Source organism: Enteroscipio rubneri (genome assembly GCF_002899715.1).
Lineage (GTDB): Bacteria > Actinomycetota > Coriobacteriia > Coriobacteriales > Eggerthellaceae > Enteroscipio > Enteroscipio rubneri.
The window spans coordinates 61,917-87,448 of record NZ_PPEK01000006.1; the positions used below are offsets into that span (position 1 = coordinate 61,917).

At 61.4% G+C, this 25,532-nt stretch carries 18 protein-coding genes and 1 tRNA gene; 16 read left to right on the forward strand and 3 right to left on the reverse strand.

Annotation, left to right across the window (positions count from 1 at the left end; translation table 11 throughout):
• Window positions 1-33: 33 nt before the first annotated feature.
• Window positions 34-117: transfer RNA gene (locus C2L71_RS06500), tRNA-Leu, on the reverse strand.
• A 214-nt stretch (window positions 118-331) separates the two neighbouring features.
• Between C2L71_RS06500 and C2L71_RS06505 the strand changes: the two genes are divergently transcribed.
• The 3 genes from C2L71_RS06505 (at window position 332) to C2L71_RS06515 (ending at window position 3,905) form a co-directional block, all read left to right on the forward strand.
• Window positions 332-1,759, forward strand: coding sequence for a Sapep family Mn(2+)-dependent dipeptidase (locus tag C2L71_RS06505; protein ID WP_103264977.1), 1,428 nt, complete (start codon window positions 332-334; stop codon window positions 1,757-1,759).
• Window positions 1,760-1,986: 227 nt separating this feature from the next.
• Entirely contained in the window at window positions 1,987-2,868 is an 882-nt protein-coding gene (locus C2L71_RS06510; RefSeq protein WP_103264978.1) for a tyrosine-protein phosphatase, read from the forward strand.
• 323 nt (window positions 2,869-3,191) lie between these two features.
• Window positions 3,192-3,905 (forward strand): LytR/AlgR family response regulator transcription factor, encoded by a 714-nt coding sequence (locus C2L71_RS06515; RefSeq protein ID WP_103265031.1) that lies wholly within the window; start codon window positions 3,192-3,194, stop codon window positions 3,903-3,905.
• Between the two features lie 305 nt (window positions 3,906-4,210).
• On the opposite strand, the gene ngr is transcribed toward C2L71_RS06515, so the two are convergent.
• A complete protein-coding gene (gene ngr, locus C2L71_RS06520; RefSeq protein WP_103264979.1) occupies window positions 4,211-4,981 on the reverse strand; it encodes a nigerythrin in 771 nt (256 codons plus the stop codon).
• Between the two features lie 291 nt (window positions 4,982-5,272).
• Here ngr and C2L71_RS06525 point away from each other — a divergent pair, with 291 nt between their 5' ends.
• The 11 genes from C2L71_RS06525 (at window position 5,273) to C2L71_RS06585 (ending at window position 23,034) form a co-directional block, all read left to right on the forward strand.
• Complete coding sequence (locus C2L71_RS06525; RefSeq protein ID WP_103264980.1) at window positions 5,273-6,997, forward strand: glucose-6-phosphate isomerase; 1,725 nt, start codon at window positions 5,273-5,275, stop codon at window positions 6,995-6,997.
• Window positions 6,998-7,207: 210 nt separating this feature from the next.
• Entirely contained in the window at window positions 7,208-10,138 is a 2,931-nt protein-coding gene (locus C2L71_RS12275; RefSeq protein WP_239926424.1) for a carbamoyltransferase HypF, read from the forward strand.
• A gap of 35 nt (window positions 10,139-10,173) precedes the next feature.
• On the forward strand, window positions 10,174-10,431 hold the full coding sequence (locus C2L71_RS06540) for a HypC/HybG/HupF family hydrogenase formation chaperone (protein WP_103264981.1): 258 nt from the start codon (window positions 10,174-10,176) through the stop codon (window positions 10,429-10,431).
• 107 nt (window positions 10,432-10,538) lie between these two features.
• On the forward strand, window positions 10,539-11,624 hold the full coding sequence (hypD, locus tag C2L71_RS06545) for a hydrogenase formation protein HypD (RefSeq protein ID WP_187143299.1): 1,086 nt from the start codon (window positions 10,539-10,541) through the stop codon (window positions 11,622-11,624).
• Window positions 11,625-12,154: 530 nt separating this feature from the next.
• On the forward strand, window positions 12,155-13,303 hold the full coding sequence (locus C2L71_RS06550) for a serine/threonine protein kinase (protein ID WP_103264983.1): 1,149 nt from the start codon (window positions 12,155-12,157) through the stop codon (window positions 13,301-13,303).
• Window positions 13,304-13,532: 229 nt separating this feature from the next.
• On the forward strand, window positions 13,533-15,278 hold the full coding sequence (locus tag C2L71_RS12280) for a DMT family transporter (protein ID WP_239926426.1): 1,746 nt from the start codon (window positions 13,533-13,535) through the stop codon (window positions 15,276-15,278).
• A 321-nt stretch (window positions 15,279-15,599) separates the two neighbouring features.
• Complete coding sequence (locus C2L71_RS06565; protein WP_103264984.1) at window positions 15,600-16,949, forward strand: MFS transporter; 1,350 nt, start codon at window positions 15,600-15,602, stop codon at window positions 16,947-16,949.
• Window positions 16,950-17,088: 139 nt separating this feature from the next.
• The gene (locus C2L71_RS06570; RefSeq protein ID WP_103264985.1) at window positions 17,089-17,688 is read left to right on the forward strand and encodes a TetR/AcrR family transcriptional regulator; all 600 of its coding nucleotides are present in this window, start codon (window positions 17,089-17,091) and stop codon (window positions 17,686-17,688) included.
• Window positions 17,689-17,899: 211 nt separating this feature from the next.
• Window positions 17,900-20,131, forward strand: coding sequence for an amino acid permease (locus C2L71_RS06575; protein WP_103264986.1), 2,232 nt, complete (start codon window positions 17,900-17,902; stop codon window positions 20,129-20,131).
• 64 nt (window positions 20,132-20,195) lie between these two features.
• Entirely contained in the window at window positions 20,196-21,686 is a 1,491-nt protein-coding gene (gene gad, locus C2L71_RS06580; RefSeq protein WP_103264987.1) for a glutamate decarboxylase, read from the forward strand.
• Between the two features lie 490 nt (window positions 21,687-22,176).
• The gene (locus C2L71_RS06585) at window positions 22,177-23,034 is read left to right on the forward strand and encodes a PDDEXK family nuclease (RefSeq protein WP_187143295.1); all 858 of its coding nucleotides are present in this window, start codon (window positions 22,177-22,179) and stop codon (window positions 23,032-23,034) included.
• An 8-nt stretch (window positions 23,035-23,042) separates the two neighbouring features.
• Here C2L71_RS06585 and C2L71_RS06590 read toward each other — a convergent pair whose 3' ends face one another.
• Window positions 23,043-23,630, reverse strand: a complete 588-nt coding sequence (locus C2L71_RS06590) for a helix-turn-helix domain-containing protein (RefSeq protein WP_103264988.1) — start codon at window positions 23,628-23,630, stop codon at window positions 23,043-23,045.
• 273 nt (window positions 23,631-23,903) lie between these two features.
• On the opposite strand from C2L71_RS06590, the gene C2L71_RS06595 reads away from it, so the two are divergent.
• Both C2L71_RS06595 and C2L71_RS06600 read left to right on the forward strand, forming a co-directional pair.
• Entirely contained in the window at window positions 23,904-24,839 is a 936-nt protein-coding gene (locus tag C2L71_RS06595; protein ID WP_170042448.1) for a LysR family transcriptional regulator, read from the forward strand.
• Window positions 24,840-24,861: 22 nt separating this feature from the next.
• Window positions 24,862-25,065 (forward strand): 4Fe-4S binding protein, encoded by a 204-nt coding sequence (locus C2L71_RS06600; RefSeq protein WP_103264990.1) that lies wholly within the window; start codon window positions 24,862-24,864, stop codon window positions 25,063-25,065.
• Window positions 25,066-25,532: the final 467 nt, after the last annotated feature.

The window sequence follows — 25,532 nt, forward strand, 5'->3', positions numbered from 1 at the left end:
GCAAGACGATCGTCGTCGCACGCGATCTTGAAATGGTGCCCGAGGCGAGAGTCGAACTCGCACGTCTTTCGACAACGGTTTTTGAGACCGCCGCGTCTGCCATTCCGCCACTCGGGCGCAACCTGAGATTATACCCGAAGGACTGAGGCTCGTCGAGCGCAAAGTTATTCGCTCCACCCGGGTTCGGCGACAAACGGTCAACGATGCTCTGATGCCCTGGCGCAGGATTACAACAAGCATCATAATGAATCCCAACTACGGCCGAGGCGGGCATAGACCCGCACTGCGCCGGCATCGGCGCCAGCGCACGCGACGGAGAGGCGGATGCTCTATGGACAACGCAGAACTCATCGGCAGGATCGACGCGTATCTTGAGGACAACTGGGAGGCGATGATCGGCGACATCGAGACGCTCGTCCGCATTCCCAGCTTTGAAGATCTCGATAGGAAAGCTGCGGGTGCGCCGTTTGGCCCGGGCCCTCAGGAAGCGCTGACGACGGCGCTCGAACTGGCAGGCGACATGGGATTCCAAACGCACGATGCCGAAGGCTACATCGGATTTGCCGACTTTCCGGGCGACAGCGAGACGCAGATCGGCATCATCGGGCACATGGACGTGGTTCCGGCCGGTCCCGGTTGGACGTTCGAACCGTATGCGGTCACGCGCAAGGACGGTTACCTCGTCGGGCGCGGCACGCTTGACGACAAGGGCCCGAGCGTGGTGGCGCTGCACGCCATGAAGTTCTGGAAGGATCTGCAGGATGCGGGCGAGGCGCCGCGGTTCCCCTACACCGTGCGCTTCCTGTTCGGCGCGAACGAGGAATCGGGCATGGCCGATGTTGCGTACTACCACGAGCATTACGACGATCCCTCCTTCCTGTTCACGCCCGATGCGGAATTTCCCGTGTGCTACGGTGAGAAAGGCGGCTACGACGGTGTCATCACAAGCAAGCGCATCGAAGAGTGTGCTCGTGTGATTGCAGAATTCGAGGGCGGCGCGGCTACGAATGCGGTTCCGGGTGTCGCCTATGCCGTCGTGAAAGCCGACGCAAGCCAGCTGCCGAACACCGATCGCATCACGGTGAGTGCCGCCGGCGAAGGCTTGGCCCGTCTGGAGGCTGTCGGCAAGAGCGCGCATGCATCCACGCCCGACGAGGGCATCAACGCTATCGGACTCGTTGTCGACTACCTGCTCGAAAACGGGCTATGCGGTGCCGATGAGCGCGCCTTCCTGGAGCTCGATCAGAAGCTGCTCAACCACACCGATGGCTCCGGCATCGGCATTGACAGCTCCGACGAGTACTTCGGCCCGCTCACCATCATCGGCGGCACCATCAAGCTGGACGACGGACGGTTCGTCCAGACGCTCGACAGCCGCTTTCCTACATCTATCACGGCCGATCGCATCACCGAGCGCCTGCGCCAGCTGGCGGGCGAGATTGGCGCAACGTTCGAAAACACGCTGCTCATGGAGCCATTTTTGGTCAAGCCGGACAGCCCCGTTATCCAGGCGTTGCTCAACGCCTACAACGAGGCCACGGGCGAGGATGCCAAGCCCTTCACGATGGGAGGCGGCACGTACGCCCGCGAGTTCAAGAGCGGTGCGAGCTTCGGACCCGAAAAACCTTGGGTAAAGGATCCCGCGTGGGTGGGCACGATGCACGGTCCCGATGAGGGCATCAGCGAGGAGCTGCTGAAGCAGGCGTTCAAAATCTATGCGCTGACGCTTGACAAGCTCATGCAGCTCGACCTGCAGTAGGAGGGGCTCGCATAAGCGCTCGGAGCACCAGCAGGCACCTGTAGCTCCGAGCGCAGCGCCTCAAGCGGCCAGAACTTGCCGCGTCCGGCACAGCGCCGTATGCGGTCCGCACCTCGCCATCTCCGAATCAAAGCTGACCCCGCCTCGCTTCGTGCCATGCTGAACGATTGAAGCAGGTCGTTGAATCTGCCCGTACCCGAGCGGATTCGCAAAGGAAAGGAACGCACATGGTCGATACCGTACCCGACGACTTCACACCTTCTCTCGGCATAGCCGATGCGGAAGGGCTCGAGGATGTCTGCGATGGCCGCATCGAGCTTGAAGGTTTGCCGAATACCCGCGATATCGGCGGCATACCAGCGGCTGGCGGGTGCTACGTCAAGCACGCTCGCCTTATCCGTTCGGGCGCCCTTGCGGGAGCGACGGCGCGCGATTTGGAAACGCTTGTCGACGAGTTTTGCGTGCGCACGATCGTCGATCTGAGAACCGAGGAAGAGCGTCGTGAGAAACCTGATCCTGAAGACGAGCTGCCGGGTGTGAAATTCGAGTACGCGCCTCTGCTCAACACTGCGACCTTCGGCGTGACGCGCGAAGGCGGGCTGCACGGCATGATGAAGATGCTCAAGGCCGTGCAAGACGATCCGGCCCAGATTATGATGAAGGTCTACGCCAGCATGATGGTGGACGAGAAGAGCATCGAGGGTTTCGCGGCGTTTTTCGACGACGTGCTGGCGGCCGATGAAGGGGCTGTCCTGTGGCACTGCACCGTCGGCAAAGATCGCGCCGGATTGGCGACGGCATTGCTGCTGCACATACTGGGCGCTTCGCGCGCGGACATCGTGCGCGACTACGAGGCTACGAACCGCTACGTCGCCTCGCATACCGAGGATATTGTGGACCAGCTGGCGAGGTACCATCTTGCCGACAAGCTCGACAAGAGCATCCACATCATCAATGCGGCCGATCCGCGATATCTGCAAGCTGCATTCGACGCCGTAGAGCAGCGCTTCGGCGATCTGGATGCATTCGTGCGCGATCGGCTGGGCGTCTCGTGCGAGAAGCGCGCCGCCCTGCGCGAGCGCTATCTCACGCCGGATCCTTTGGGATAGCGCTTTCCGTTCGGCTTTCATGTGCTTCCTGCGCCGCTGTGCGCGATACTGCGATCGTGGCCGCTGTTCGGATCCTCCTTCAACGCAGCTGACGATGCCCCCTATACGGTGCAGCCTCCGTTTGATAGGGCCCATCCTAATTCCGACCAGCGGCGGGGTGCGGCGGTTGCGGGTACGCGTCGTCGGCCGGCGCCGCCTGACACCGCAGATGGCGCCGGTCGACGGTGCGGTTCCGCCATCTTTGAGGCTTTCGTGCGGTTTCGCTCGCCGTTGACTTATAATAGGCTCACGATTGAGGAGAGCGTGTGAGGCAGGAGGCTCAGGTGTTGAAAGCGATGATCGTCGATGACGAGGCCCCGGCGCGTTCCGAGCTCAAGTTCCTGCTTGACGAGCTCGGCCAGACTGAAGTCGTCGCCGAGGCTGCCAGCGTTCGCGAGGCTATCGAGAAGCTGAAGGAATACCCCTGCGACGTCATGTTTCTTGATGTGAACATGCCGGAGGCGACGGGTTTGCAGCTGGCGGAGGCCTTGCAGCATCTCAAGTTCCCCCCAGCAGTCGTTTTTGTAACTGCCTATAGTGAGTTCGCGCTCGAAGCGTTCAAGGTAAGCGCGATCGACTACCTGGTGAAACCCGTCGAGACCGAGCGCCTATCGCAGGCCATCGCCCGCGTGCGCGAGCATGTTTCGCTGCACATGCAGGCCCAGAAATCCGAACGGATACCCGTCGAAAAAGGCGGCAAGAAAATCCTCATCGGCATCGATAAGATCCGCTTCGTCATGGCGCGCGACGATTATGCGTATCTCCAGACGGACACGGATCGCTATTTCTCCACGGTAAGCTTGGCCCAGCTGGAAAAGCGGCTGGATGGCCATGGGTTCTTCCGTGTGCATCGCGGCTATCTGGTGAACCTGTCGATGGTGGAGGAGATCGAATCGGTGTCGGGCGGTACGCTGCTGCTCACGCTGAACGGCGTCGACGAGAAAATTCCCGTCAGCCGCCGACGTGTCTCTGCACTCAAGAAAGCACTCGGGCTTTAGCATACGGTTCGAGCAGCTGAGCGATCGGCGCGCCTCGCGCCATCTTTCTCGCAAAATGAAGATGATCCGCCCGGTGTCCGGGCGGATCATCGTTTTACGGCCGGCCGGCTGGTGGGCCGGCCGGCAAGGCCGAGGAGCCGATCGACGGGGTTGGCGAAACCGGTCGGTTGCGCCAAAAGCGAAGGCGGCCGGTTCGCTCGTCGAACCGGAGGGAAAGGCACCGGCGCGGGGCGGTTCGCCGCGTGCCGGTGCCTCGATGGGAATTTCTTGCAGAGGACGGGTGGCGGTTTGCTAGACCTTAAAGGCTAATAAGCCTTGAAGGACGACTTTGGAGCAAGGCAGATGGGGCAGGCGACGAAGTTCTCGCCCTTGTGGATGTAGCCGCAGATGGGGCAGAGGTAGTATGAGCCGTCGAACGGGGCGTCGATGGTGGTGTAGGCATCCATGTACAGCTTCGCGTGGTACGCCTCGGCCAGCTTGGCGCGAGTGAACACCTGGACGGCTTTGTCGTTGCCTTCTTCCTGGGCCTTTTTGATGAAGGACGGGTACATGTCCGACGTTTCGTAGATTTCGCCGTTCGCTCCGGAAATGAGGTTGATGTCGCTCTCATGTTCCTCGACGGCGGGCGGCTCGGGTCGCTCGGTGTCGGGTTCGATCTCCTGTGCCAAGGCGAATTCGAGTTCTATGTGAATCTTCTCGGCGTCCGAGGTGCATTGGAACAGACGCGCGATCTGGCTAAAGCCTTCCTGCTCGGCCACCTTTGCATACGCCTCGTATTTCGTGGTCGCGCCGGTCTCGCCGGTGATGGCGGTCAACAGGTTCTCGTAGGTGGTCCCGACGGCGGTGGTGCTGTTGGGAACGATGTTGAAGTTGCTGGCCGTCGATGCGTCGGGGATATCGGCCGGATCGAGCACATCGGCGACGTACGTGCTGCCCTCGCCGGTTTTCGCATCCTCGTTCTCCGCTTGGGCCTGGGGCTGCTCGTTCGCGCAGGCTGCCAGCAATCCAAGCGTAGAAATGGATGCAGCGCCTACGGCGGCACTCTTGAGCAGGCTTCTTCTCGTGATCTCGGACATGGGTTCCTCCCTCTCGTCTGAGGACGTTGCGCTGATCGCTCATCCTTTATTGATACTATATATTAATTGATAATAATTATCAATATGCAGTATGCGAGGGGGCGTGCTCGGAACGCCGGGCCGGCAAGGAGCCGAGCTTCTTAACGCGCTTCTGGCGGCGGTTGCTGCACGGCTCGGTCGTCTCGGCATTGGCGAAATCATTCACAACTCCATCACAAGCGCGAGCGGGGGCGAGCGCGCCTGTTCGGCGTTTGCTAGAATAGCGAGAATTACCCGCTGAAAGAAGGTTGTATGCTGTCCGGTGACTTGGAAAAACTCTATCCTTCCGCCAAGACGCTCGTGAAGGAATGCGCGGCGAGTCGTCTGCATGCGAAGGATGCGAGCCTGTATGGGTTCGCCGAAGAAGCGCAGGCATGCGCTGAGCGGTACATGGGATGGACTGATCTTGCCAGCAATCCGCCCTATCCGCTGCACGAGATCCAAGCATTCGCCGACTCCGTCATCGCTCAGGGACTGAAGACCGTCGTGCTTATTGGCCAAGGCGGATCGACCCAAGCGCCTATGACCATCACGAAGTACAACAAGCCGGATTCGTCCATGGTGACGTTCAAGACATTGGACTCGGATTCCCCGGTTCGCGTCCGCGCCATCCTTGCCGAAGCGAAACCCGAGACCACGTTGTTCGTCATCTCGTCGAAGAGCGGTGGCACCATCGAGCCGCGTCTGGCACTGCAGGCGGTGCGCAACGCGGTTCTAGCTTCGGATCGCATGGACGAGGTCGAGCTGGCGGAACATCTTGTTGCCATTACCGATCCGGGCTCCGATTTGGAGCGCCAGGCACGCGAGGAGGGCTGGGCCGCCGTGTTTCCCGGCGAGCCGTCTGTTGGCGGACGCTTCTCGGCGCTATCGGTGTTCGGCCTGCTGCCGGCTGCGCTCGTGGGAATCAACCTCGAGGAACTCATGATGCACGCCGTAGAGGCTGAGCGCCAGTGCAGCGAGGACGCCATCGACAATCCGGCCATCGGCCTAGCGGCGTTTTTGTACGACAACTACGTGCAGGGACGCAATAAATTCTCCTTCCTCACGCCGAAACGCGGACGCGTTCTGGGCTTGTGGATCGAGCAGCTGGTAGCCGAAAGCCTGGGCAAGGAAGGCCAGGGCATACTGCCGAATATCGAAATCGACTCGCTGCTTCTGACCAAGGACCCGGGCGATCGCAGCGTCATCATGTACCAGACGAAGAACGACCTGTGGGACGAGCGGCGCAACTTCGAGATGAGCCTGTCCTACATCGACCCTACTATCCCGCGCGCGAACTTCAAAATCGATACGGTGGAGGAGCTGGCCGAGCATTTCGTCATGTGGGAATATGCTATCGCCATGTGCGGCTATCTCATGAAGATCTGCCCATTCGACCAACCTGACGTAGCCTCGGCGAAAGCGGTGGTGCTCGACATTCTGCGCGAAGGCCAGCCCGAGCCCGATTTTATCCAGGATTTTATCGATGATGTCCACATGGGCGAAGTCGAGGTGCGTCTTTCGCCGTGCTTCAAGGACTGTACCGATGTGCGCGGTGCGCTGCGGGCGCTGCTTGGCAGCATCCAACCGGGCGATTTCTTCGCGCTCAACGCGTTTCTGCCGTTTACCGGCGAGGGCCGGCGCGAGGCGCTCGAGACCATCCGCCACGGCGTGGCCGACAAGCGCGGCGTGGTATCCTGCCTGGAAGTGGGCCCGCGATACCTCCACTCGACAGGGCAGCTGCACAAGGGCGGCCCGAACTGCGGCGTGTTCCTCATCTTGTCGGCCGACGAACTGAAGGACATTCCGCTCAAGCAAGAGGCTGAAAGCCTCGGATCGCTTGCGAAGGCGCAGGCGTCGGGTGATCTTGTGACGCTGGCCGACCGCGGCCGCCGGTGCGTGCACCTGCATCTGCCCGACAACTCCGGCGTAACATTGCGCGGGCTGGCCGAGGTAATCGTCGACATCCTCGAGGAGCTTGAGGCGCCGACGAGGTAGAGCGTCTGCGGGATGGAGATTGCAGCGATGCCTGGGACGCGGCGCGCAGGGGTGCGATGCGAGCCGTGCGTCGTGAGCGAGCCGGGTCGGGACTGCGGCGTGGTGCTCACGGCACGAACGTAGTTCCACGTGATACAGCGCGTCCATGCGCGCGAACACATCGAGGGCGGCCGACCGGGCCGCCCTTGTGGATTGAAGCGGAGGCGACACATGATCGAAGCGCTCGACATACAGGTGAAGGGTATCGTGCAAGGGGTGGGGTTCCGCCCCTTCGTCTATCGAATGGCGAAGAAGTACCTGATAAACGGTTGGGTGCTCAACGCGACCGACGGCGTGTTCATCCATGCCGAGGGCGAGGCGAAGCTGCTCGACGAGTTCGTTATCGAGCTGTCCGAGAACCCGCCGGCCGCCTCGCGCGTCGAAGAAGTGACGCTCAAGGAGGTTCCGCTGGAGGGCTTCGACTCCTTCGAGATCCGCTTCTCGGACGCCGGCGCCGTGGAGAAGACCACGCTCGTGTCGCCCGACCTGGCCACGTGCGACGACTGCGTGCGCGAGCTGCTCAACCCCAACGACCGGCGCTACCGCTACCCGTTCATCAACTGCACGAACTGCGGGCCGCGCTTCACCATCATCGAGAAGCTGCCCTACGACCGCAAGAGCACGTCGATGAAGGACTTCCCCATGTGCGAGCGCTGCGCCCGCGAGTACGGCGACCCGCTCGACCGCCGCTTCCACGCGCAGCCCGACGCGTGCTTCGAGTGCGGGCCGCACCTGAGCTGGCGCGAGCACGAGGGCCTGCCTGGCGCGCCGGGATCGCCCGGCACGTTCGGGACGTTTCGCGCGTCCGAAATGCCTGGCGTGTCCGAAACGTCTTGCACGCCGAAAACACAAACAAGTGTTTCACGTGAAACACTGCGCGGTTCCGATGCGATCGGCGCGCCGCTCGGTTCTGTGATGTGGGGCGCGACGCGCGAGGAGAGCGATGCCATCCTCGCCCGTGCCGTGGACATGCTGGCGGCGGGGAAGATTCTTGCTGTGAAAGGGCTCGGCGGCTTCCACCTCGTGTGCGATGCGAACAACGCCGACGCCGTGGCGCTTCTGCGCGCGCGCAAGCGCCGCGAAGGCAAGGCGTTCGCAGTCATGGCCGCCACCACCGACGAGGTGCGCCGCGTCTGCGAGGTGAACGATGCGGAGGCAGCCGTACTCGAGGGTTCGCAGCGTCCCATCGTGCTCCTGAAGAAGCGCGCCGACATCGCCTTCGCACCCGGCCTGGCCGACAAGCTGCCCGAGCTTGGCGTCATGCTGCCCTACACCCCGCTGCAGCATGTGCTGCTACACGACTTCGCCGCAGCGATGGAAGCTGGGGATGCGTCGTGCACTGTCAATGAAGGATCCTGCGACTTCGGCGGTTCCGCCGTCGTCGAACAGGATGGCGGAGATCGACGACCTCCTGTCATTCCGGGCGAGCGAATGGGAGCGGAAGACGCCGTTCTCCGGTCCACTGCATGTCCGCCTATGCTGGTCATGACTTCGGGGAACATCCACGACGAGCCTATCGTCACCGACGACGAAGACGCTTACGAGAAGCTCTTCGCCGTGGCCGATGGATTCCTCGGCCACGACCGCGCCATCCGTGCGCGCTATGACGATTCGGTGGTGCGCATCATCGCCGCTGGCAGCGCGGGAGATGCCATGCAGTTCATCCGCCGCGCCCGTGGATTCGCTCCTTTGCCTTTGGCGATTCCTTCGGCTTGCCCGCCAGCTGAAGGCGCTGACGCGGCAGCTTCCTGCAGCACCCGCACTGCGGTCGCCGACGAAAGCTCGCATGCCGATGCATGCGGCGCTTCCGCCGTCGACCGTAGCCCGGACACTGTGAAATCCTCTGCCGGCGCACGTGGGCAGACGGATTCTCGACGTCCTGCGCATGAAGCATCCGTCCGCGACAGGGCCATCTTGGCGGCTGGACCCGAACAGAAGAACACGTTCACGCTTACGCGCGATGCCGAGGCGTTCGTGTCGCAGCACATCGGCGACATGGAAAACGCAGAGACCTATGACGCGTGGTTGGACGCCAAAGACCGTTACGAGACGCTGTTCGAGATCACACCCAACCGCTTGGCTTGCGATCTGCACCCTGAGTACCTCGCATCGAAATGGGCGCACGACGAAAGCAGGGTGCGCGGACTGCCGCTAACCGAGGTGCAGCACCACCATGCGCACATCGCGGCCGTCATGGCTGAACACGGCCTGTCCGACGCGGTGTGCGGCATCGCATTCGACGGTACAGGTTACGGCATGGACGGTGCCATCTGGGGCGGCGAGGTGCTGCTATCCAACCTGTGCGCATTCGAGCGATTCGCGAACTTCGCCTACGTGCCCATGCCGGGCGGCGCGGCGGCAGTGAAGCATCCGCTGCGCATGGCCTATGGGGCGCTGTGGGCGTTCGACCTGCTGGAGCATCCGGGTGCGGCCGAGGCGCTGGCGGCTCTCGGCGAGCAGGCGACCGTGTGCGAGCAGATGATCGATCACGGCCTGAACACGCCCATGACCTCGTCGGTCGGCCGCTTGTTCGATGCAGCGAGCGCGCTTCTGGGCATCTGCACCGAGCCGAAGTACGAAGGCGAGCCCGCCATCCTGCTGGAGGCCGCGATAGAGGATGGGCAAACGAATGCTCTGCACGAGGCCGTCGCCGTTCCCAGCCAAGGAGGCGAAGCCGACGCTGCTGAACGCTATGCCATCGCGGTTGTCAAGAACACGGCGACGGCGGATAGCACCGCCCAGGATACGTCGGTCGTGCTGTTCGATGCGGCCCCCACGTTCCAGGCGCTTCTCGACGACAAGGCGGCCGGCGTGCCCCCCGCGGTCATCGCGCGCCGTTTCCACAATGCGTTCGTGCAGGCTATCGTTATGGCGGCCGAGCTGGTGCGCTCGATGTACGGCATCGACGCGGTGGCGCTGTCGGGGGGCGTGTTCATGAACCGCTACCTGGTGGAGCATGCGCTATCCGCGCTTGAAGACGCCGGATTCACGGTAGCCGTCAGCCGCGATCTACCGCCCAACGACGGATGCGTGTCCTTCGGGCAAGCTGTGGTAGCATGGGCGCAAGAAAACGAGCGGGACGGGCGCATCTCGGCGACGTGATGCGCCCCGGCCCTTGCAGAAAGTGAGCATGCGATATGTGCTTGGCAATACCGGCCCAGGTCATCGAACTCAAAGACGACGGACTGGCGACTGTCGATATCTTGGGCGTAACGCGCGACATTTCGCTCGACCTCGCCCCCCAGGCGGGAGTGGGAGATTTCGTGCTCGTGCACGCGGGCTTCGCCATCGAGGTGGTCGATCCCGAATATGCACAGGAAACGATCGATCTGGTGAAGCAATTCCCCGAACTGGTAGCTGATGAGATTCCCCTCGGCGACGAGGCTTCGCGATGAGCTACCAAAAGAGAACAGATGTTTCACGTGAAACATTCTCTGCGCCCGAAGACCGGTCTGCGGGAACTCCTTGCGCTCACGAGTCGAGCGCGGTCGACGCCGCCACGATGGAAGCCGAGCTCGCGGCGTTCAAGGACCCCAAACTCGCGCGCGGCCTGATCGACTCCATCCAGAAGCTCGCCCCCGCGGGCGGCGCCACGCTCATGGAGGTGTGCGGCACGCACACGGTGGCCATCGCGCGCAACGGCATCCGCAACCTCATGCCCGAGGGCATCCGCCTGGCGTCCGGCCCCGGCTGCCCGGTGTGCGTGACGTCGAACCGCGACATCGACACCGTCATCGCGCTCGCGCGCACCGACAACGTCACCATCGCCACGTTCGGCGATATGACGCGCGTGCCCGGCTCCACCTCGAGCCTCCTGAAAGAGCAGGCGGCGGGCCGCAGCGTGCAGATCGTGTACTCGCCGCTCGACGCGCTGGCGCGCGCCCAGCAAAACCCCGACCGCGAGATCGTGTTCGTGGGCGTGGGCTTCGAGACCACCACGCCGCTCGTTGCCATGGCCATCAAGCGCGCGGCTGCGGCCGGCCTCGAGAACTTCACCGTGTTCGGCGCCCACAAGAACATGCCCGGTGCGCTGGAGGCCATCATCAACGACCCGAAGCTCAAGCTGGACGCGCTCATCCTGCCCGGCCACGTGAGCACCATCATCGGCGCGGAGCCGTACCGGTTCCTGGCCGAGAAGTACGGCATCCCCGGCGTCATCACGGGCTTCGAGCCGGTGGACGTGCTGCAGGGCATCGCCATGATCATGCGCCAGCTGCACGAGGGCCGCGCCGAGATCGAGATCGCCTACGCGCGCGGCGTCATGCCCCAGGGCAACCCCGTGGCGATGGCCGCCATCGACGAGGTGTTCGAGACGTGCACCGCGCTCTGGCGCGGCCTGGGCGAGATCCCCGGCTCGGGCTACCGCATACGCGAAAAGTTCGCGCAGTTCGACGCCGTGCGCCGCTTCCAGCCGAACATCGAGCCCACGCAGGACCCGAAGGGCTGCCGCTGCGGTGACGTGCTGCGCGGCATCATGGCCCCCAACGAGTGCCCCCTGTTCCGCCGCGTGTGCACGCCCGAGAACCCGGTGGGCCCCTGCATGGTGTCGAGCGAGGGCAGCTGCGCCGCGTACTACCGGTACTATTAAAGACTGGCGCGGCTTGTGCGCGCTTTGCCGTCGAGTTTCGACGTGATGTGCAGGGTGCCGCTCATGTTTTTTTGCCAATCAGGAAAACGGACAAACCATCCTTTTTGAGCAAAGCCCGTACATTCACGAGCGGCCTTCTGCGAAGGCTCTGCGCATGAGTTTACGATTCCATTCCGTTTTATGCAAAACGATGGAAAAGTTCGGCAGCATTATCCAATATATAAGCCACAGTACAGCGAAAGCCGATTTCGCACTGCTTCGCATTTTTGTGCACTTGCTCAAAATTAAGGATCGTACTGCGCAAATTTATTCGAGGATTTTATATTGCAGGTGAACAAAAAAGGTGATATAAATGCGGCATCGGCGAATCTGGCAGGGATGCCACGACGAGTACCGAGGGGCGCAAGCACCACGATGCGCCGGTCTCCGAAGTGCTTTTCAGAGGCAGCCGAACCAGTTGAGCTGCAGTCTGTAGTGTTCGTGCTACATAATATGGCGGCATGGAAAGCCGCCGCAGAAAGGAGACTGTCATGGCGAAGATAGTCAATTCTTGGAACGACTGGGATCCGTTGAAGCGCGTTATCGTCGGTCGTTGCGACAACTCGATGATTCCTCCCGAGGAGCCCGCGACGTCTGAGAAGGTCCCTGTCGACTCCGAGATGCGCGGCATGTGGGGCCTGCGTCCCGCCAAGACCGTCGAGCGTGGCAACGAGTGCCTCGACAACCTCGTGAAGATCCTCGAGGATCGCGGCGTCGTCGTCGACCGTCCGACCCCGCTGCAGTGGAACCAGGCCATCGGCACGCCCGACTTCCGCAACGACTCCATGATGACCTGCATGCCCCCGCGTGACATCCTGCTCACCGTCGGCAACGAGATCATGGCCTCCGCGAACTCCTTCCGCTGCCGCTACTTCGAGTACCTGGCCTACTGGCCCCTCATGAAGCAGTACTTCGACGAGGATCCCGACTTCCTGTGGACCCAGGCCCCCCGTCCCCGTCTGACGGACGCCTCCTACAAGCACAACTACTACGACGAGAAGATCACGCTGGAAGAGCGCCTCGTCCGCACGGCCAACAAGGACTTCGTGACCACCGAAGTCGAGCCGATGTGGGACGCCGCCGACCTCATGCGCATGGGCAAGGACATCTTCATCCAGCACGGCCTGACCACGAACCGCACGGCCATGGATTGGTTCCAGCGCTACTATCCCGAGTACCGCATCCACGCCGTGAACTTCCCCGGCGACCCGTACCCGATCCACATCGACGCCACCTTCGTGCCGCTGCGTCCGGGCCTGATCATCAACAACCCGCACCGCAAGCTCCCCGAAGAGCAGCGCGCCATCTTCGAGGCCAACGATTGGCAGATCGTCGAAGCCGCCCAGCCGGCCCACGACGAGCCGCCGGCGCTGTGCTACAGCTCCGTCTGGCTGTCCATGAACTGCCTCGTGCTCGACCCGAAGACGGTCATCGTGGAGGCCTCCGAGGTCTACCAGCAGGAGCAGATGGACAAGCTCGGCATGAACGTCATCCCCTGCGACCTGCGCGACGCCTATCCGTTCGGCGGCGGCCTGCACTGCTCCACGGCCGACGTCTACCGCGAGGGCGAGTGCCTCGACTACTTCCCGAACCGCGTCAAGGATCCCACCCTGGTGCGTCCGGAGATGTGGAACGACTAAGCGCAGCTTGACGAGCTCGTCTTCGTAAAGGCAAGCGTCACTACGTATAAGAAAGGGGATTCGGTTTGCACGGCAATCCGGATCCCCTTTTTGATTCCGTCGACAATTCCATGTGTGCGTTTTTCGGTCATGCGGGACCGAAGGGGAGATCTTTGTCTCACATTCGTTCCCGCATGATGCGATAGGGGAGTCGGAATCGATCATGGTGCTACTGGTTTAAGGAGGACCAATGGCAGACAACAACGACAACAAGACACTCGGCAACGGGAAGGACGGCTCCGGCAGCTATCAGATGCGCCTTGGCTTCGGCACCATCGCCATGCTCATCTCGGCGACCGGCATGGGTCTCGTCCCCCTGTTCAGTCGCTGGGCTACGCGTACCGACATGTTCGACGGCACTGCAGGCTTCAATGCCGGCGATTCGATTGGCGCTCTCATGGCCGTGGGCCGCATGGGCATGGGCGTCCTGTTCTTCCTCATCTTGCTTGTGGCCACGCATAAGGTGCACGTATTCAAGAAGCTCAAGTTGACGCCGGCCATCGCGCTTGGCGGTCTGATGATCGGCATGTCGCTTGCATGCTACGTGACGTCGACGCTGCTGACGACCGTGTCCAACGCGGTGCTGTTCATCTACATCGGCCCCGTGGTCTGCGTGCTGCTCGCTCGCATTTTCCGCAAAGAACCCATGTCGGTGCTGCAGTGGGTTTGCCTGGCTGCGGTGTTCGTCGGTATGCTGTTCGGCGAAGGCCTGCTTGGTTTTGGCGTAGGCGGCCAGGCGTTCGGCTTCGACTTCAACCTCGTGCCCGCGACGCCGGAATTTCCGCAGAAGGGCCTTGGCGACGCCTTCGGTCTTGCCTCAGGCTTCTTCTATGGCGCTTCGATGTTCTTCAACGGCTACCGCAAAGACGCCGACACGACTGCCCGCGGCGTGTGGAACTTCATTTTCGCGGTGTTGGGCGCCGGCATCATCACGATAGTCCTGAACTCCCTCGGTGCGAATCCGGGCATGGAGAACTGGGCCCTCAACGTGCACTTCACCACGTTCAACTGGATCGGCGCGGTGCTGTTGTGGATCATCTGCGGTCCCATCGCCCTCGGCTTTTTGCTAGTGGCTGGCCGCAACCTGCCGGCTGCTGACTACGGCACTATCGCCTACTGGGAGGTTCCCGTCGCCATCTTCACCGGCCTTGTCGTGTTCGGCGAGGCGCTGACCATCAATACGATACTTGGCGGCATTCTCATCATTGGCGGTGGCGCGATTCCGTCCATCAAGGGCATGGTCGCCGGTCGCAAGCAGAAGCAAGAGAACGAGATCGGCGAGAATTTGGCCGCTCGCTTGGGCGAGGAAACCCCGCAGAGCGCAACGGCCCTGGCTGCAGACGCACCGACGCTGGTTGCCGCTGAGGCCGAGCCCGTTAAGATTACGGAGAACCTCACCCACATCGCCACTCCGTTGAAGTACGAGCGCGCCATGACGGAGGACGAGCTGGCTGCCGCGTTCAGTCAGCATGGACTTCAGGGCTTTCCGGCAGAGCTCGACATTATGGAGCGCACGGAGGATCACGTGCAGATGATGAAGCTCGACGAGATGCTGCGGTTCGCCAAGGCATCGGGAGTGAGCGCCGTCACCTTCGATGTGACCTACTTCCCACACGCTGACGAAGCTGAAGTGGAGTATCAGCTCAACCATCTCGCTCGCGAGCTTGGGATCAGCGCCGAGGTCATCCGCGACGTCTGCTCGGATGAAATCAGGGAGTATCTGGCCCTCGACGCCGAGCGCGATGCGAACCTTCCGGTGCACAGCATTATTGAGTGCTATGTAGGCGGAACTTCGTTTGCCTGGTACGGCATGAACGATTATCCGCGTCTCAAGCGAGTCATCCTGCGCAAACTAGCGCAGGGCGGCCAGAAGGCCAAGCATGCCTTCATCTCGCGTGCAAGCAAGGCGCAGGTCGAACTGATGGAAGATTACTGATGCCCGGCCGAGATCTGACAACAGAGCACTAACTGCTGCCGCCCCGCAGAGACAACGTCGCAACAACGACGCTCTGCGGGGCGCATTCGAGGGGGCTCGTTCGCATTCCTTGGGTCCCTTCATGCGCCATGCGCACAGCGCGCCAAACGGTGCCGATTTATCGCCGTTTTCGTCATGAAATGTAACGTCTTTCCATCCGAAGAAGGACGTTGGGGTATGATACAGGTAATCGAGCACTGCGCTTTGCCTGGGAAAGCCCTCATTTGGCTGGCGCGCCGACAGTCGTGCACGGGGCACGGCTGCGGAGTATAGGAGACAATCATGAGTGCTGAAACCATTCCTGCTCATCACAGAGACCCTCATGCTATTCCAGAAGAAGAGAAGCACAAGACCCTGAAGCGCGTAACGTTTTCATCCTTCCTTGGTAACTTCATTGAGTGGTTCGACTACGCGAGCTATTCGTATTTGGCCACGGTCATCGCGTTGGTGTTCTTCCCCGGCGAGGACCGCATGGTGGCGACCATGATGACGTTCGGAGTGTTCGCGCTGGCCTTCCTCGTGCGCCCCATCGGCGCGATCTTCTGGGGCAACATGGGGGACAAGAAAGGCCGCAAGTGGGCCTTGTCGGTATCGATCTTGCTGATGAGCGGCTCGACCTTCCTGATCGGCTGCCTGCCTGGCTACGCCGCCATAGGCGTGGCGGCGCCCATCCTGCTGCTGCTGCTGCGCGTGGTGCAGGGTTTCTCGGCGTCGGGAGAATATGCGGGTGCTGCGACCTTCATCGCGGAATACGCTCCGAAGAACCATCGCGGCTTCTATTGCTCGATGGTGCCGGCTTCTACAGCTACCGGCCTGCTGGTAGGCTCGCTTTTCGCTTCTTTCATGTACAGCGTGTGGGGCGCCGACTCGACGTTCATGGTTGATTGGGGTTGGCGCATCCCGTTCTTGCTGGCGGGTCCGCTGGGCTATATCACGCATTACATCCGGACGCACCTCGAGGACTCTCCGGTGTACGAGATTATGCAGGAGCAGCTCCAGAAGCAGGGCCGCCAAGTTGAGCGCCCCATCCGTACGCTGCTCAAGCGTCATCCTCGCAAGCTCATCGTGTCGTTCGGTGCCTGCGTGCTGAACGCGGTGGGCTTCTACGCGGTGCTGACGTATCTTCCGAACTACCTTGAAGTTACGTTGAACTATGACGCGGCATCGGCGTCGCTTATCACCACGATCACGCTTGTGGTGTACATCGGCTTCATCTTTTTGTCGGGTCGTATATCCGACCGGTTTGGCCGCAAGCGCATGCTCATCGGCGCGTGCGTCGGTTTTATCGTGTTCACCGTGCCTGCCTTCATGCTGCTCGGCACGCTGAATTTCTGGACCATTCTCATCGTCGAGCTGGTCATGTGCCTCATTCTCACCGTGAACGACGGAACCTTGTCGAGCTATCTGACCGAGACGTTCCCCACCGATGTGCGCTACTCCGGGTTCGCGCTTAGCTTCAACCTGGCCAACGCCATTTTCGGCGGCTCGGCGTCGTATATCTCGTTCTGGTTGATCTCCGTGACGGGCAGCGATATCGCTCCTGCTTGGTACATGGTCGGTATCGCTTGTATCGCGCTCGTGGCGATGATACTATCGCATGAGCATACGGGCAAAGATCTGACCGAAGTGTAGTGCGCTCTTACGAAACGCGGCTGCCTTCGTAGCGAAGGCGGTGTGGAGCGACGAAGCGCCGCCCGAGGCCAAACGGCCCGGGCGGCGTTCGCATGAACGATGGCGCTTCAGTGCGTCGTCGGTTCGAGAGGAGGGGTTCATGGGCGAGGCTTCGCAAACACCAAAATCGCTCAAAGCGCAGATCACGCGTACATCACTTGTGCTGGCTGCGGCCGCGTTGCTTCGCGAGCAAGGCCCGAAGGCGGTTACGTATCGCAAAGTGGCGAAGTGGGCCGGTGCTGCTTCCTCGTCGGTGGGATATTATTTCGAATCCGTCACGCAGCTGCTGCATGAGGCGGGTCGCTACAACATCCAGCTGTGGGCCGAGCGCGCCGAGAAGGCCGCAGCAACGGCCGAGGCGCTCTCGCCCGAAGAATGCCGCAGTCGTGTGGTCGAGCTGCTCGTGCAGGCTTGCCTTCCCGAAGAGACGTCTGTGCTGCCTGCCCACTATGCGCAGCTCATTGCTGCAGCCGAATCAGATGTTGTGACGGAGGCCTATCAGAAGGGCCGCGTGTCTTTGGACGCCGCCATCGGGCGAATCCTTGCCCGTGCCGGCATCGATATGCCTCCGCGCATGGTGGGCGCGGTTGTTGACGGTGCGGCTGTGAATGCCATCTCCGAGGGCTATAACGTCCACGACTTTGCGTCCAGCTTGTTGAAGACCGCGATCGAAATGTACAAACGCTCCGCTGACCAGTAGGTTCGGCGGCGCGCCGCGGTGCCTTCGCCATTCCCTCTCCCGCAACGCAAACGCTTCGGCCACGAGAAGGTGAACGCCTTCTCGTGGCCGTTTTTCGTCTACCTCGCTCTGGTAGAACGTTCGAGAACAAGTTAACCGCGCGGCTGTGCTCCCGATGAGTTCGAGAGGGGTGCATCGCGCATCTCGAGCAAAGGAAAGGAGCTGAGGGAGCATGAGCGAAACCAAGCAGAATGCCGTCGCGCCCACAAGCGATCCCGGCCCGGTTGGCCGAGCGGGCCGTCCGTCATTCAAGAGAACACTGACGTTCTTCGGGTTCTTCGCAATCACCGCCTCGATGGTTATGACGGTGTACGAGTATCCGACGTTCGCATCGTCAGGTTTCCATCTGGTGTTCTTCCTGATCGCCGGAGGCCTCCTCTGGTTTTTGCCGGTGGCGCTCTGCGCAGCGGAGATGGCAACCGTCAAGGGATGGGAATCGGGTGGCATCTTCGCCTGGGTAGGCAATACGCTGGGGCGGCGCTGGGGTTTCGCGGCGCTGTTCTTCCAGTGGTTCCAGATCACCGTCGGCTTCGTCACGATGTCGTTCTTCATTCTGGCAGCGTTGGCGTATGTGTTCAGGTGGGATGCGCTGTACAACAACCCGCTCGTCATGTTCTTCGGCGTGGCGGCCATCGTTTGGGTGCTCACGCTCACGCAGCTGGGCGGCACGAAATACACCGCACGCATCTCGAAGGTGGGCTTCGTGGGCGGCATCATCGTACCCGTCATCGTGCTGTTGGTGGGCCTGATTATCTACTTCGCCACGGGCGGCGTATCCCAGATCAACATCGCCCCCACCCAGATTGTGCCGGACTTCTCGCAAACCGGCACGCTCGTTATCTTCGCCTCGTTCATCCTCGCCTACATGGGCGTTGAAGCGTCGGCCTCGCACGTGAACGAGCTGAAGAACCCGAACCGCAACTACCCGCTGGCCATGATCATTCTCGCGATTCTCACCATCGCGCTCGACGCGGTGGGCGGCTTGGCTGTGGCGACCACGCTTCCCGCATCGGTGCTTGACGGCAACCTGTCGTTTGGCGTCATCGAGGCGTTCCGCGCGATATTCGTCACGCATATCGGTCCCGGCCTGAGCTGGATCGTGTTTGCCGTCGCAGTGCTGCTGGCGCTCGGCGTGCTGGCCGAGATTTCCGCGTGGATCGTGGGTCCGTCGCGCGCGCTGCTCGATACGGCGCATGACGGCATTCTGCCGCCTTCGTTCAAGAAAGTGAACAAGCACGGCGTGAGCGTGCAGACCGTTGTCATTCAGGCCATAATCGTGACGGCGTGGGACGCGGTGCTCTGCGGCTCCATCGCGCTGTCCGGCGGTTCGAGCTCTTCGGTGGGCTACCTCACGGCCATCGGTCTGACCGTAGTCATCTATCTGGTGGGCTACGTGCTGTTCTTCCTGGGGTACTTCTACCTCATCTTCAAGAAGAAGGGTCTCCAGCGGTCCTTCCAGCTGCCCGGCGGCACGCCTTTCAAGGCGATCGTTGCCGGCGTGGGCCTGCTCATGACGGTGGCGACGCTCATCATCTCGTTCTTCCCGTCGTCGAACCTCGATGCCCAGTCGAACGCGGTATATCAGGCAACTCTCGGCGTGGCCTTCGTCGTATCGGTGGCTATTCCGTTCGTCATCTACGCGTTGCGCCATCATTGGGCTCCGAAGGATGCTGTTCCTGCCGCCGTTGCGAGCGGTTCGGCGACTGCAGACAACACGGTCGGCGGATCTGGCCATGTCGCCGGCGTTGCGGACCCTGCGCGCATGCAGGCGCAGCCGTCCGATCCGGTTGCAGCCAATCCCACGGTGGGCGCGGCGTCTTCTGCAACATCGAGTGCACAGGAGAGCGGCAAAATCAACAAGCGCACGCGCGCCAAAGACTCGCTCAACGATCCGCGCCCGGCAGGCGCAAGCGGATCGTCGGCCGGTGGCGGTTTGGGCGGTCGCGTGGCGCAGGGCATCTCGGCGGCCGTTGTCAGCGTAACGAGTCGACCGGCAGGCCCTCTGTCCGTGGACACCGAGGAGACCGGAGCCACCATCGAGGTTGTTCGCATGCCAGACGATGGCGCTTCGAAGGAAGATCGCGGCGGCGATCCGGCAATGCCGACCGACCGGACTTCGAAGGGCGCGGGTTCCGCAGCGACAGCAGGCGCTCCCGCAGATTCGCTGACGAACGACGTTCCTCCCGCATGCGCGGCGCCCTTCGACCGCGATGGGCGCAAGAGCGCCGCGAGCGTGCGGGACGATCTGATCGATCGCACCGCGTCGGCCGATGCTGATATGCGGTCGAGCGTCACGGAGGGCGTGGTTGGACAAGGCCTGCCGAATGCCGACCCCGACACTCCCGATCCGCGGCACGAAACGGGCGTGGATACGAACGCGTCCCAGGACGATCTCGATCGCTAGCATGTGCGATCGGTCGGCCGATCTCACCCCGTGTTCTATCACCATATCGATATAGGAGGTTTTCATGGAACAGCAAACGAGCACGAGCAAGGTCCTCGACAGCATGGATGAGGGCACGAAGTACCTGACCCCGATCTTTGGCTCCGAATCGTCCGATGCGTCGATGCCGCGTCTTACGATGAACGATAAGCCGGTCGAGCCGCGCATAGCCTATGAGATGATCAAGGAATACCTGTCCATCGAGGGCAACGCCACGCAGAACCTCACCACGTTCTGCCAGACCTACATGGAGCCCATGGCCACCAAGATCATGGCCGAGACGATGGAGAAGAACGCCATCGACAAGGACGAGTATCCCATGACGGCCGACCTCGAGAACCGCTGCGTTGCCATGATCGGCAACCTGTGGCATGCAAACCAGGACGAGGAGCCCATGGGTACCTCGACCGTCGGCTCGTCCGAGGCTTGCATGCTGGGCGGCCTCGGCATGCTGTTCCGCTGGAAGAAGTTGGCCTCGGCCGCCGGCGTGGACATCTACTCCGAGACTCGTCCGAACCTGGTTATCAGCGCAGGGTACCAGGTATGCTGGGAGAAGTTCTGCCGCTACTGGGATATCGAGATGCGCCTCGTGCCGCTCGAGAAGGATCATCTGTCCCTTAATATGGATACGGTTATGGACTATGTCGACGACTACACCATCGGCATCACGGCCATCCTCGGCATTACCTACACCGGTAAGTTCGACGATGTGCAGAAGCTTGACGAGCTGGTGGAGAAGTACAACGAAGCGCATCCGAAGCTTCCCATCCGCATTCACGTGGACGGCGCGTCGGGCGGCATGTTCGCTCCGTTCGTGGAGCCCGACCTGGTGTGGGACTTCCAGTTGAAGAACGTGTGGTCCATCAACTGCTCCGGCCACAAGTACGGTCTCGTGTACCCCGGCATCGGCTGGGTGGTGTGGCGCAGCAAGGAGGCGCTGCCCGAGGACCTGATCTTCTGGGTGAGCTACCTGGGCGGCGAGGAAGCCACGATGGCTATCAACTTCTCGCGCTCCGCATCGCAGATCGTGGGCCAGTACTACGTGCTCATGCGCAACGGCTTCGAGGGATTCAAGGAGATCCAGGAGCGCACGCTCGACGTGGCGCGCTACCTGGCGTTGGAGCTCGATGAGATGGGCATCTTCGAAATCTACGAGAACGCCAGCCATATTCCTATCGTGTGCTGGGGTCTCAAGGAAGACGCCGGCGTCGAGTGGTCGCTCTACGACCTGTCCGACCGTCTGCGCATGAGCGGCTGGTTGGTGCCTGCCTACCCGATGCCCGCCGACATGCAGGACACGACCGTCCAGCGCGTCGTGGCGCGCGCCGACTTCTCCATGCAGCTGGCCATACGCCTTGTGGAGGACATGAAGAAGGAAATCGATACGCTGAACAAGGCGAAGTTCGTCACCGGCAACACGCAGGGTGTCATCCAGACCGGCTTCAACCACGGCGGTCGCGCGGCAGTCGATAAGGGCGAGAAGGTGCAGACGAAGGCGAAGACTTCGAAGAAGTAGCCGCCTGATCGGGTTTCGCCGTCGACCATTCGGAGGCCTCGAACCTTCGAACATTCGACCATCGAACGCCCCGACTATCCGAACGCCCCGGCCGATCGGCCGGGGCGTTTTTTCGGCTCCTCGCGCGCAACGCATGCAACCATCTCGTTCCGTGCCCCAGCCCGGGATGCCTGCGTTCAGGATTCTCGCCGTTCATGTCTTAAAGTGGCAGAGATTTCGAGGTATGTGATTTTCTTTCAAACGCAAGCTCGCTTGAGAACACATGTAAAATCTCTGACCAGGCAAAATGCTGCCGTCTATTCATGAATACCCAATTTCTGCCTCTGAACAAATCACATACCTCGAAATCTCTGCCAAAAAGTCGTACCATAAGTGCATGGATGTGATTATCGGATACGAATCGGCTTTGCAATACTGGCGAACTGTCGGCCCTCGTTTCCTGCATGGGGCGAAGGAGCGTCGGTCGGCCACTGCGTGCGCACGGAAGGCGATGCGGTCGCAGGAGAAACCGCGCCTTTCCGAAGGCAACCGACGTCCGGCTGGATGCACGCTGCCGGTGAACGCGCTCGTGGGAACGACGTCGGCGCGGGTGCAAACCAAGAGCGTGCTCGGGCACAGATGGGGTTCCCTCCCCGAACAATCGGTAGAGGCCGCCGGCGAAGGGTTCTTCGTCAGCACCCCGGAATTCTGCTATCTGCAGATGGCAAGCAGGCTGAGCCTTGCGCGGCTCATCCAGCTGGGGTGCGAGCTTTGCGGTACGTACGCTCAACAGGATACCGGTCCGGCAGCTCGTCGCGAGGTCGCGTTGACGTCGGTTGATGGGCTTCGAGCTTTCGTCGAAGCCGCATCCCATGCTTACGGGCGCGCGAAGGCTTTGCGAGCGCTTTGCTTTGTGGCGGACGGCGCTGCCTCTCCGATGGAGACCGTACTGATGCTTCTGCTGTGCCTGCCGTATCGGCTGGGCGGGTACGGAATCGAGCAACCGCAGATCAACTACCATGTGACCGTACCGAACCGCCGGCGAAAGCTTGCCGACCGGACATACTGCGAGTGCGATCTCTGCTGGCCCGGGTCGAATCTAGCCGTCGAGTACGATAGCGTTTTGTATCATCTTGACCCCGACCGGCAAGAGAGTGACGCGCGTCGCCGCGGAACGCTCGTCTCGCTGGGATTCACGGTGCTGACCGTCTCGCGTAAGCAGGTTATGGACGGCGGAGCGTTCAACCGGCTTGCCCATCAAATAGCGAACCTGACGGGCAAGCGGCTGCGCTACGTCGACCCCGGCTTCACCCGAGCCCATCTCGCGCTGCGCGAGGAGCTGTTCCAGGGGATGGGGAGCGGGGAGTAGACTTCCCGTTATCCGAACAATCGATAGGCCAGAAGGCCGAGGGCAGCGCCGATGGCGAGGGCTGCTGCCATCTTGATGCAGCCTTTGACCAGGCGATTCTGACGGGCGCGCTGGCTCTTCGGGTTGTCGCGGTCGATGGACTCGCCCTTCGAGAACGCCACCAGCTCACGATACGTCACCACGTCGTTCTGCTTTTTGAGGCGATCGATCATGATGGCCGCCGCCATGCACACGGCCCACAGCAGCAGCGCGATGATGGTCGTGGGAACCATGTCCCACCCCCAGAAGAACAAGCCCCCGAAGAACATCGCCAGCGCCGTGATCCCGAACCCCATCATCGCCCAGGCGAGTTTGTCCATCTTCTTGCGGTCTTGCTCGATTGCTTCCTTCATGGCTTCCACGTCTCCTTTGATCAGTTCGTCGACTGTTACGTCGAAGAGGACGCTGAGCAGCAGCAGGCTTTCCACGTCGGGGTAGGTCTTGTCGTTCTCCCAACTTGAGACGGTTTGGCGCGAGACGTATATCTTCGTGGCAAGATCGTCTTGTGAGAGTCCGCGTTCCGTCCGATGCCGTTTGATCTGACTGCCGAGCTCCATGCGTTTCCCTTCGCTGATCACAGGTTGCCATGACGCAGGCAAGCTTACCATCAAAAGACCTTGACACGCCTCGCCCTAAGGCGTTTTCCTCGTGACAAATGTGCTTTACAACGCTTTTGAACAGGTGGTATAGTCCCGAACATCTGCGTGAGAACGACAGGACCGTTCTCGATCCGCCCATGCGCTCCTTGTAAACTCGAATATGGTACGATGACGCCGCAGTGCAATGAACGACAGTAGCGCATGGCGGCGGGCATCGCGAAGGGGGTTCTCGTGCGGATCGAATCGCTCATGCTGTTTCTTCGCGTGGTCGAAAGCGGCTCGATCTCTCGTGCGGCGCGCGAATCTTTTATCTCTCAACAAGGCGCAAGCGCCGCTATCAAGGGTTTAGAGCAAGATTTCGGCATCGAGCTGTTCGACCGCGCAAGCAGTCGGCTGCAGCTGACTGCACGGGGAAGGCGTTTCGCCCGTGAAGCCGAGCAGGTGGTTGCGGCATATCGCCGCATGCAGGCCGTAGCAGCACTCGATTCCGATGTGGGGCCGTCCGAGCCGCTGCGCATCGTGACGACGCCGCATGCGCTCCACGTGCTCGCTCCGGTTTTCGATGCGTACCGCCACATCAACGATGGCGAGATCCCGCTCCTGTTCACCGAGGAAAGTTTGTTCGATATCGTGGAAACGTTCCCCGGCCTCATGCCTGACGTTGTGTACGTGATAAACCTTCCCACGTTCATGCGCGACATCATCGGCAGGATAGGCGCATCGTTCGAACCGGTCGTCGTGTCGGAGCTCATGTTGTGCTGTTCGGCGGACTCTCCGCTGGCCGATCGCAAGCGAATCGATGCGCACGAGCTGGCCGGGGTTCCCATCGTATGCTATAACGAAGCGCTTCTCATTCGCCTCGTGAGCCATGTTTTGAAGGACATCGAAGGAGCGGATATTTACGTGCAGACCTCCAATCTGGAGTTGCTTGGCGAGATGATGGAGCGGCAGCACATGGTCAGCTTCACCGATTCCCTGTCGGTTCAATTGAACGGCCTGACGGGCGGCCAGTGCGTCGTGCCCATCGACGGTAGCGTGCGCTTCACGACAGGCATCCTCGGATCGGCCGAAAGCGAGCAGGCGAGGCGTTTCGCGTCGTTTTTCAAACGGTTCTTCCGTACGACGTGCGCAAACTATCTTGATCGTTACCCTATCGAGCCGCAGTAAACGGAAGCGCTGCAAGGAAGCTATGAAGTTCACGCGCTACGAGATAACGCAGCAGCTATGCCGACAGTGCGGCTCCTGCGCGCGCGCCTGCCCTCGCAACGCTGTTGCGGAAGGGGAGGACAAACGCTATCGGATCGATCAGAAGATATGCGACGGCTGCGGCATGTGCCAGGCGGCATGCAAGCTGCGCGCCATATCGAAGCGCAAGGGCCTCTTCTCCTCCTAGACTTCTCCGAAGCTGCGTGCGACGTTGCGAGAGCGCCGCAGCCCGATACGGACAGCCGCCTTCCGTCCGAGTATTCCGCCGCCACGAACTATGCTTCGCTTCGAGTGCAAGAGCGGCTTGCCTGCGCTTCACTCGGAAGGCCGGCACGTCTGCGCTTCGCGCACAGGAGCGCACAACCTTTCTTTGTGGGCGCATCGGGTTTTTCTGTTTGCCAACGGCATTTCCAGCCTGCACAATCGAAATTGAACAACGGGGAGTTTGTCGCACATGCATAGATCGATTGTGTTCGAAGCGCATCGAGCGCGATTCGAGAGGTAGGCGCTCGGCCGGCACGTGAATTTTGCCGCGCGGTTATCAGGTCGCCCTAGCGGCGGGCGCCTACCGCCGCATGCATCGCCAGGGCGGGGAAAAAACACCGTGCTGGCAGCATGGGTCAAAACCGCGTCATACACAGCTCGCAGGAGAAA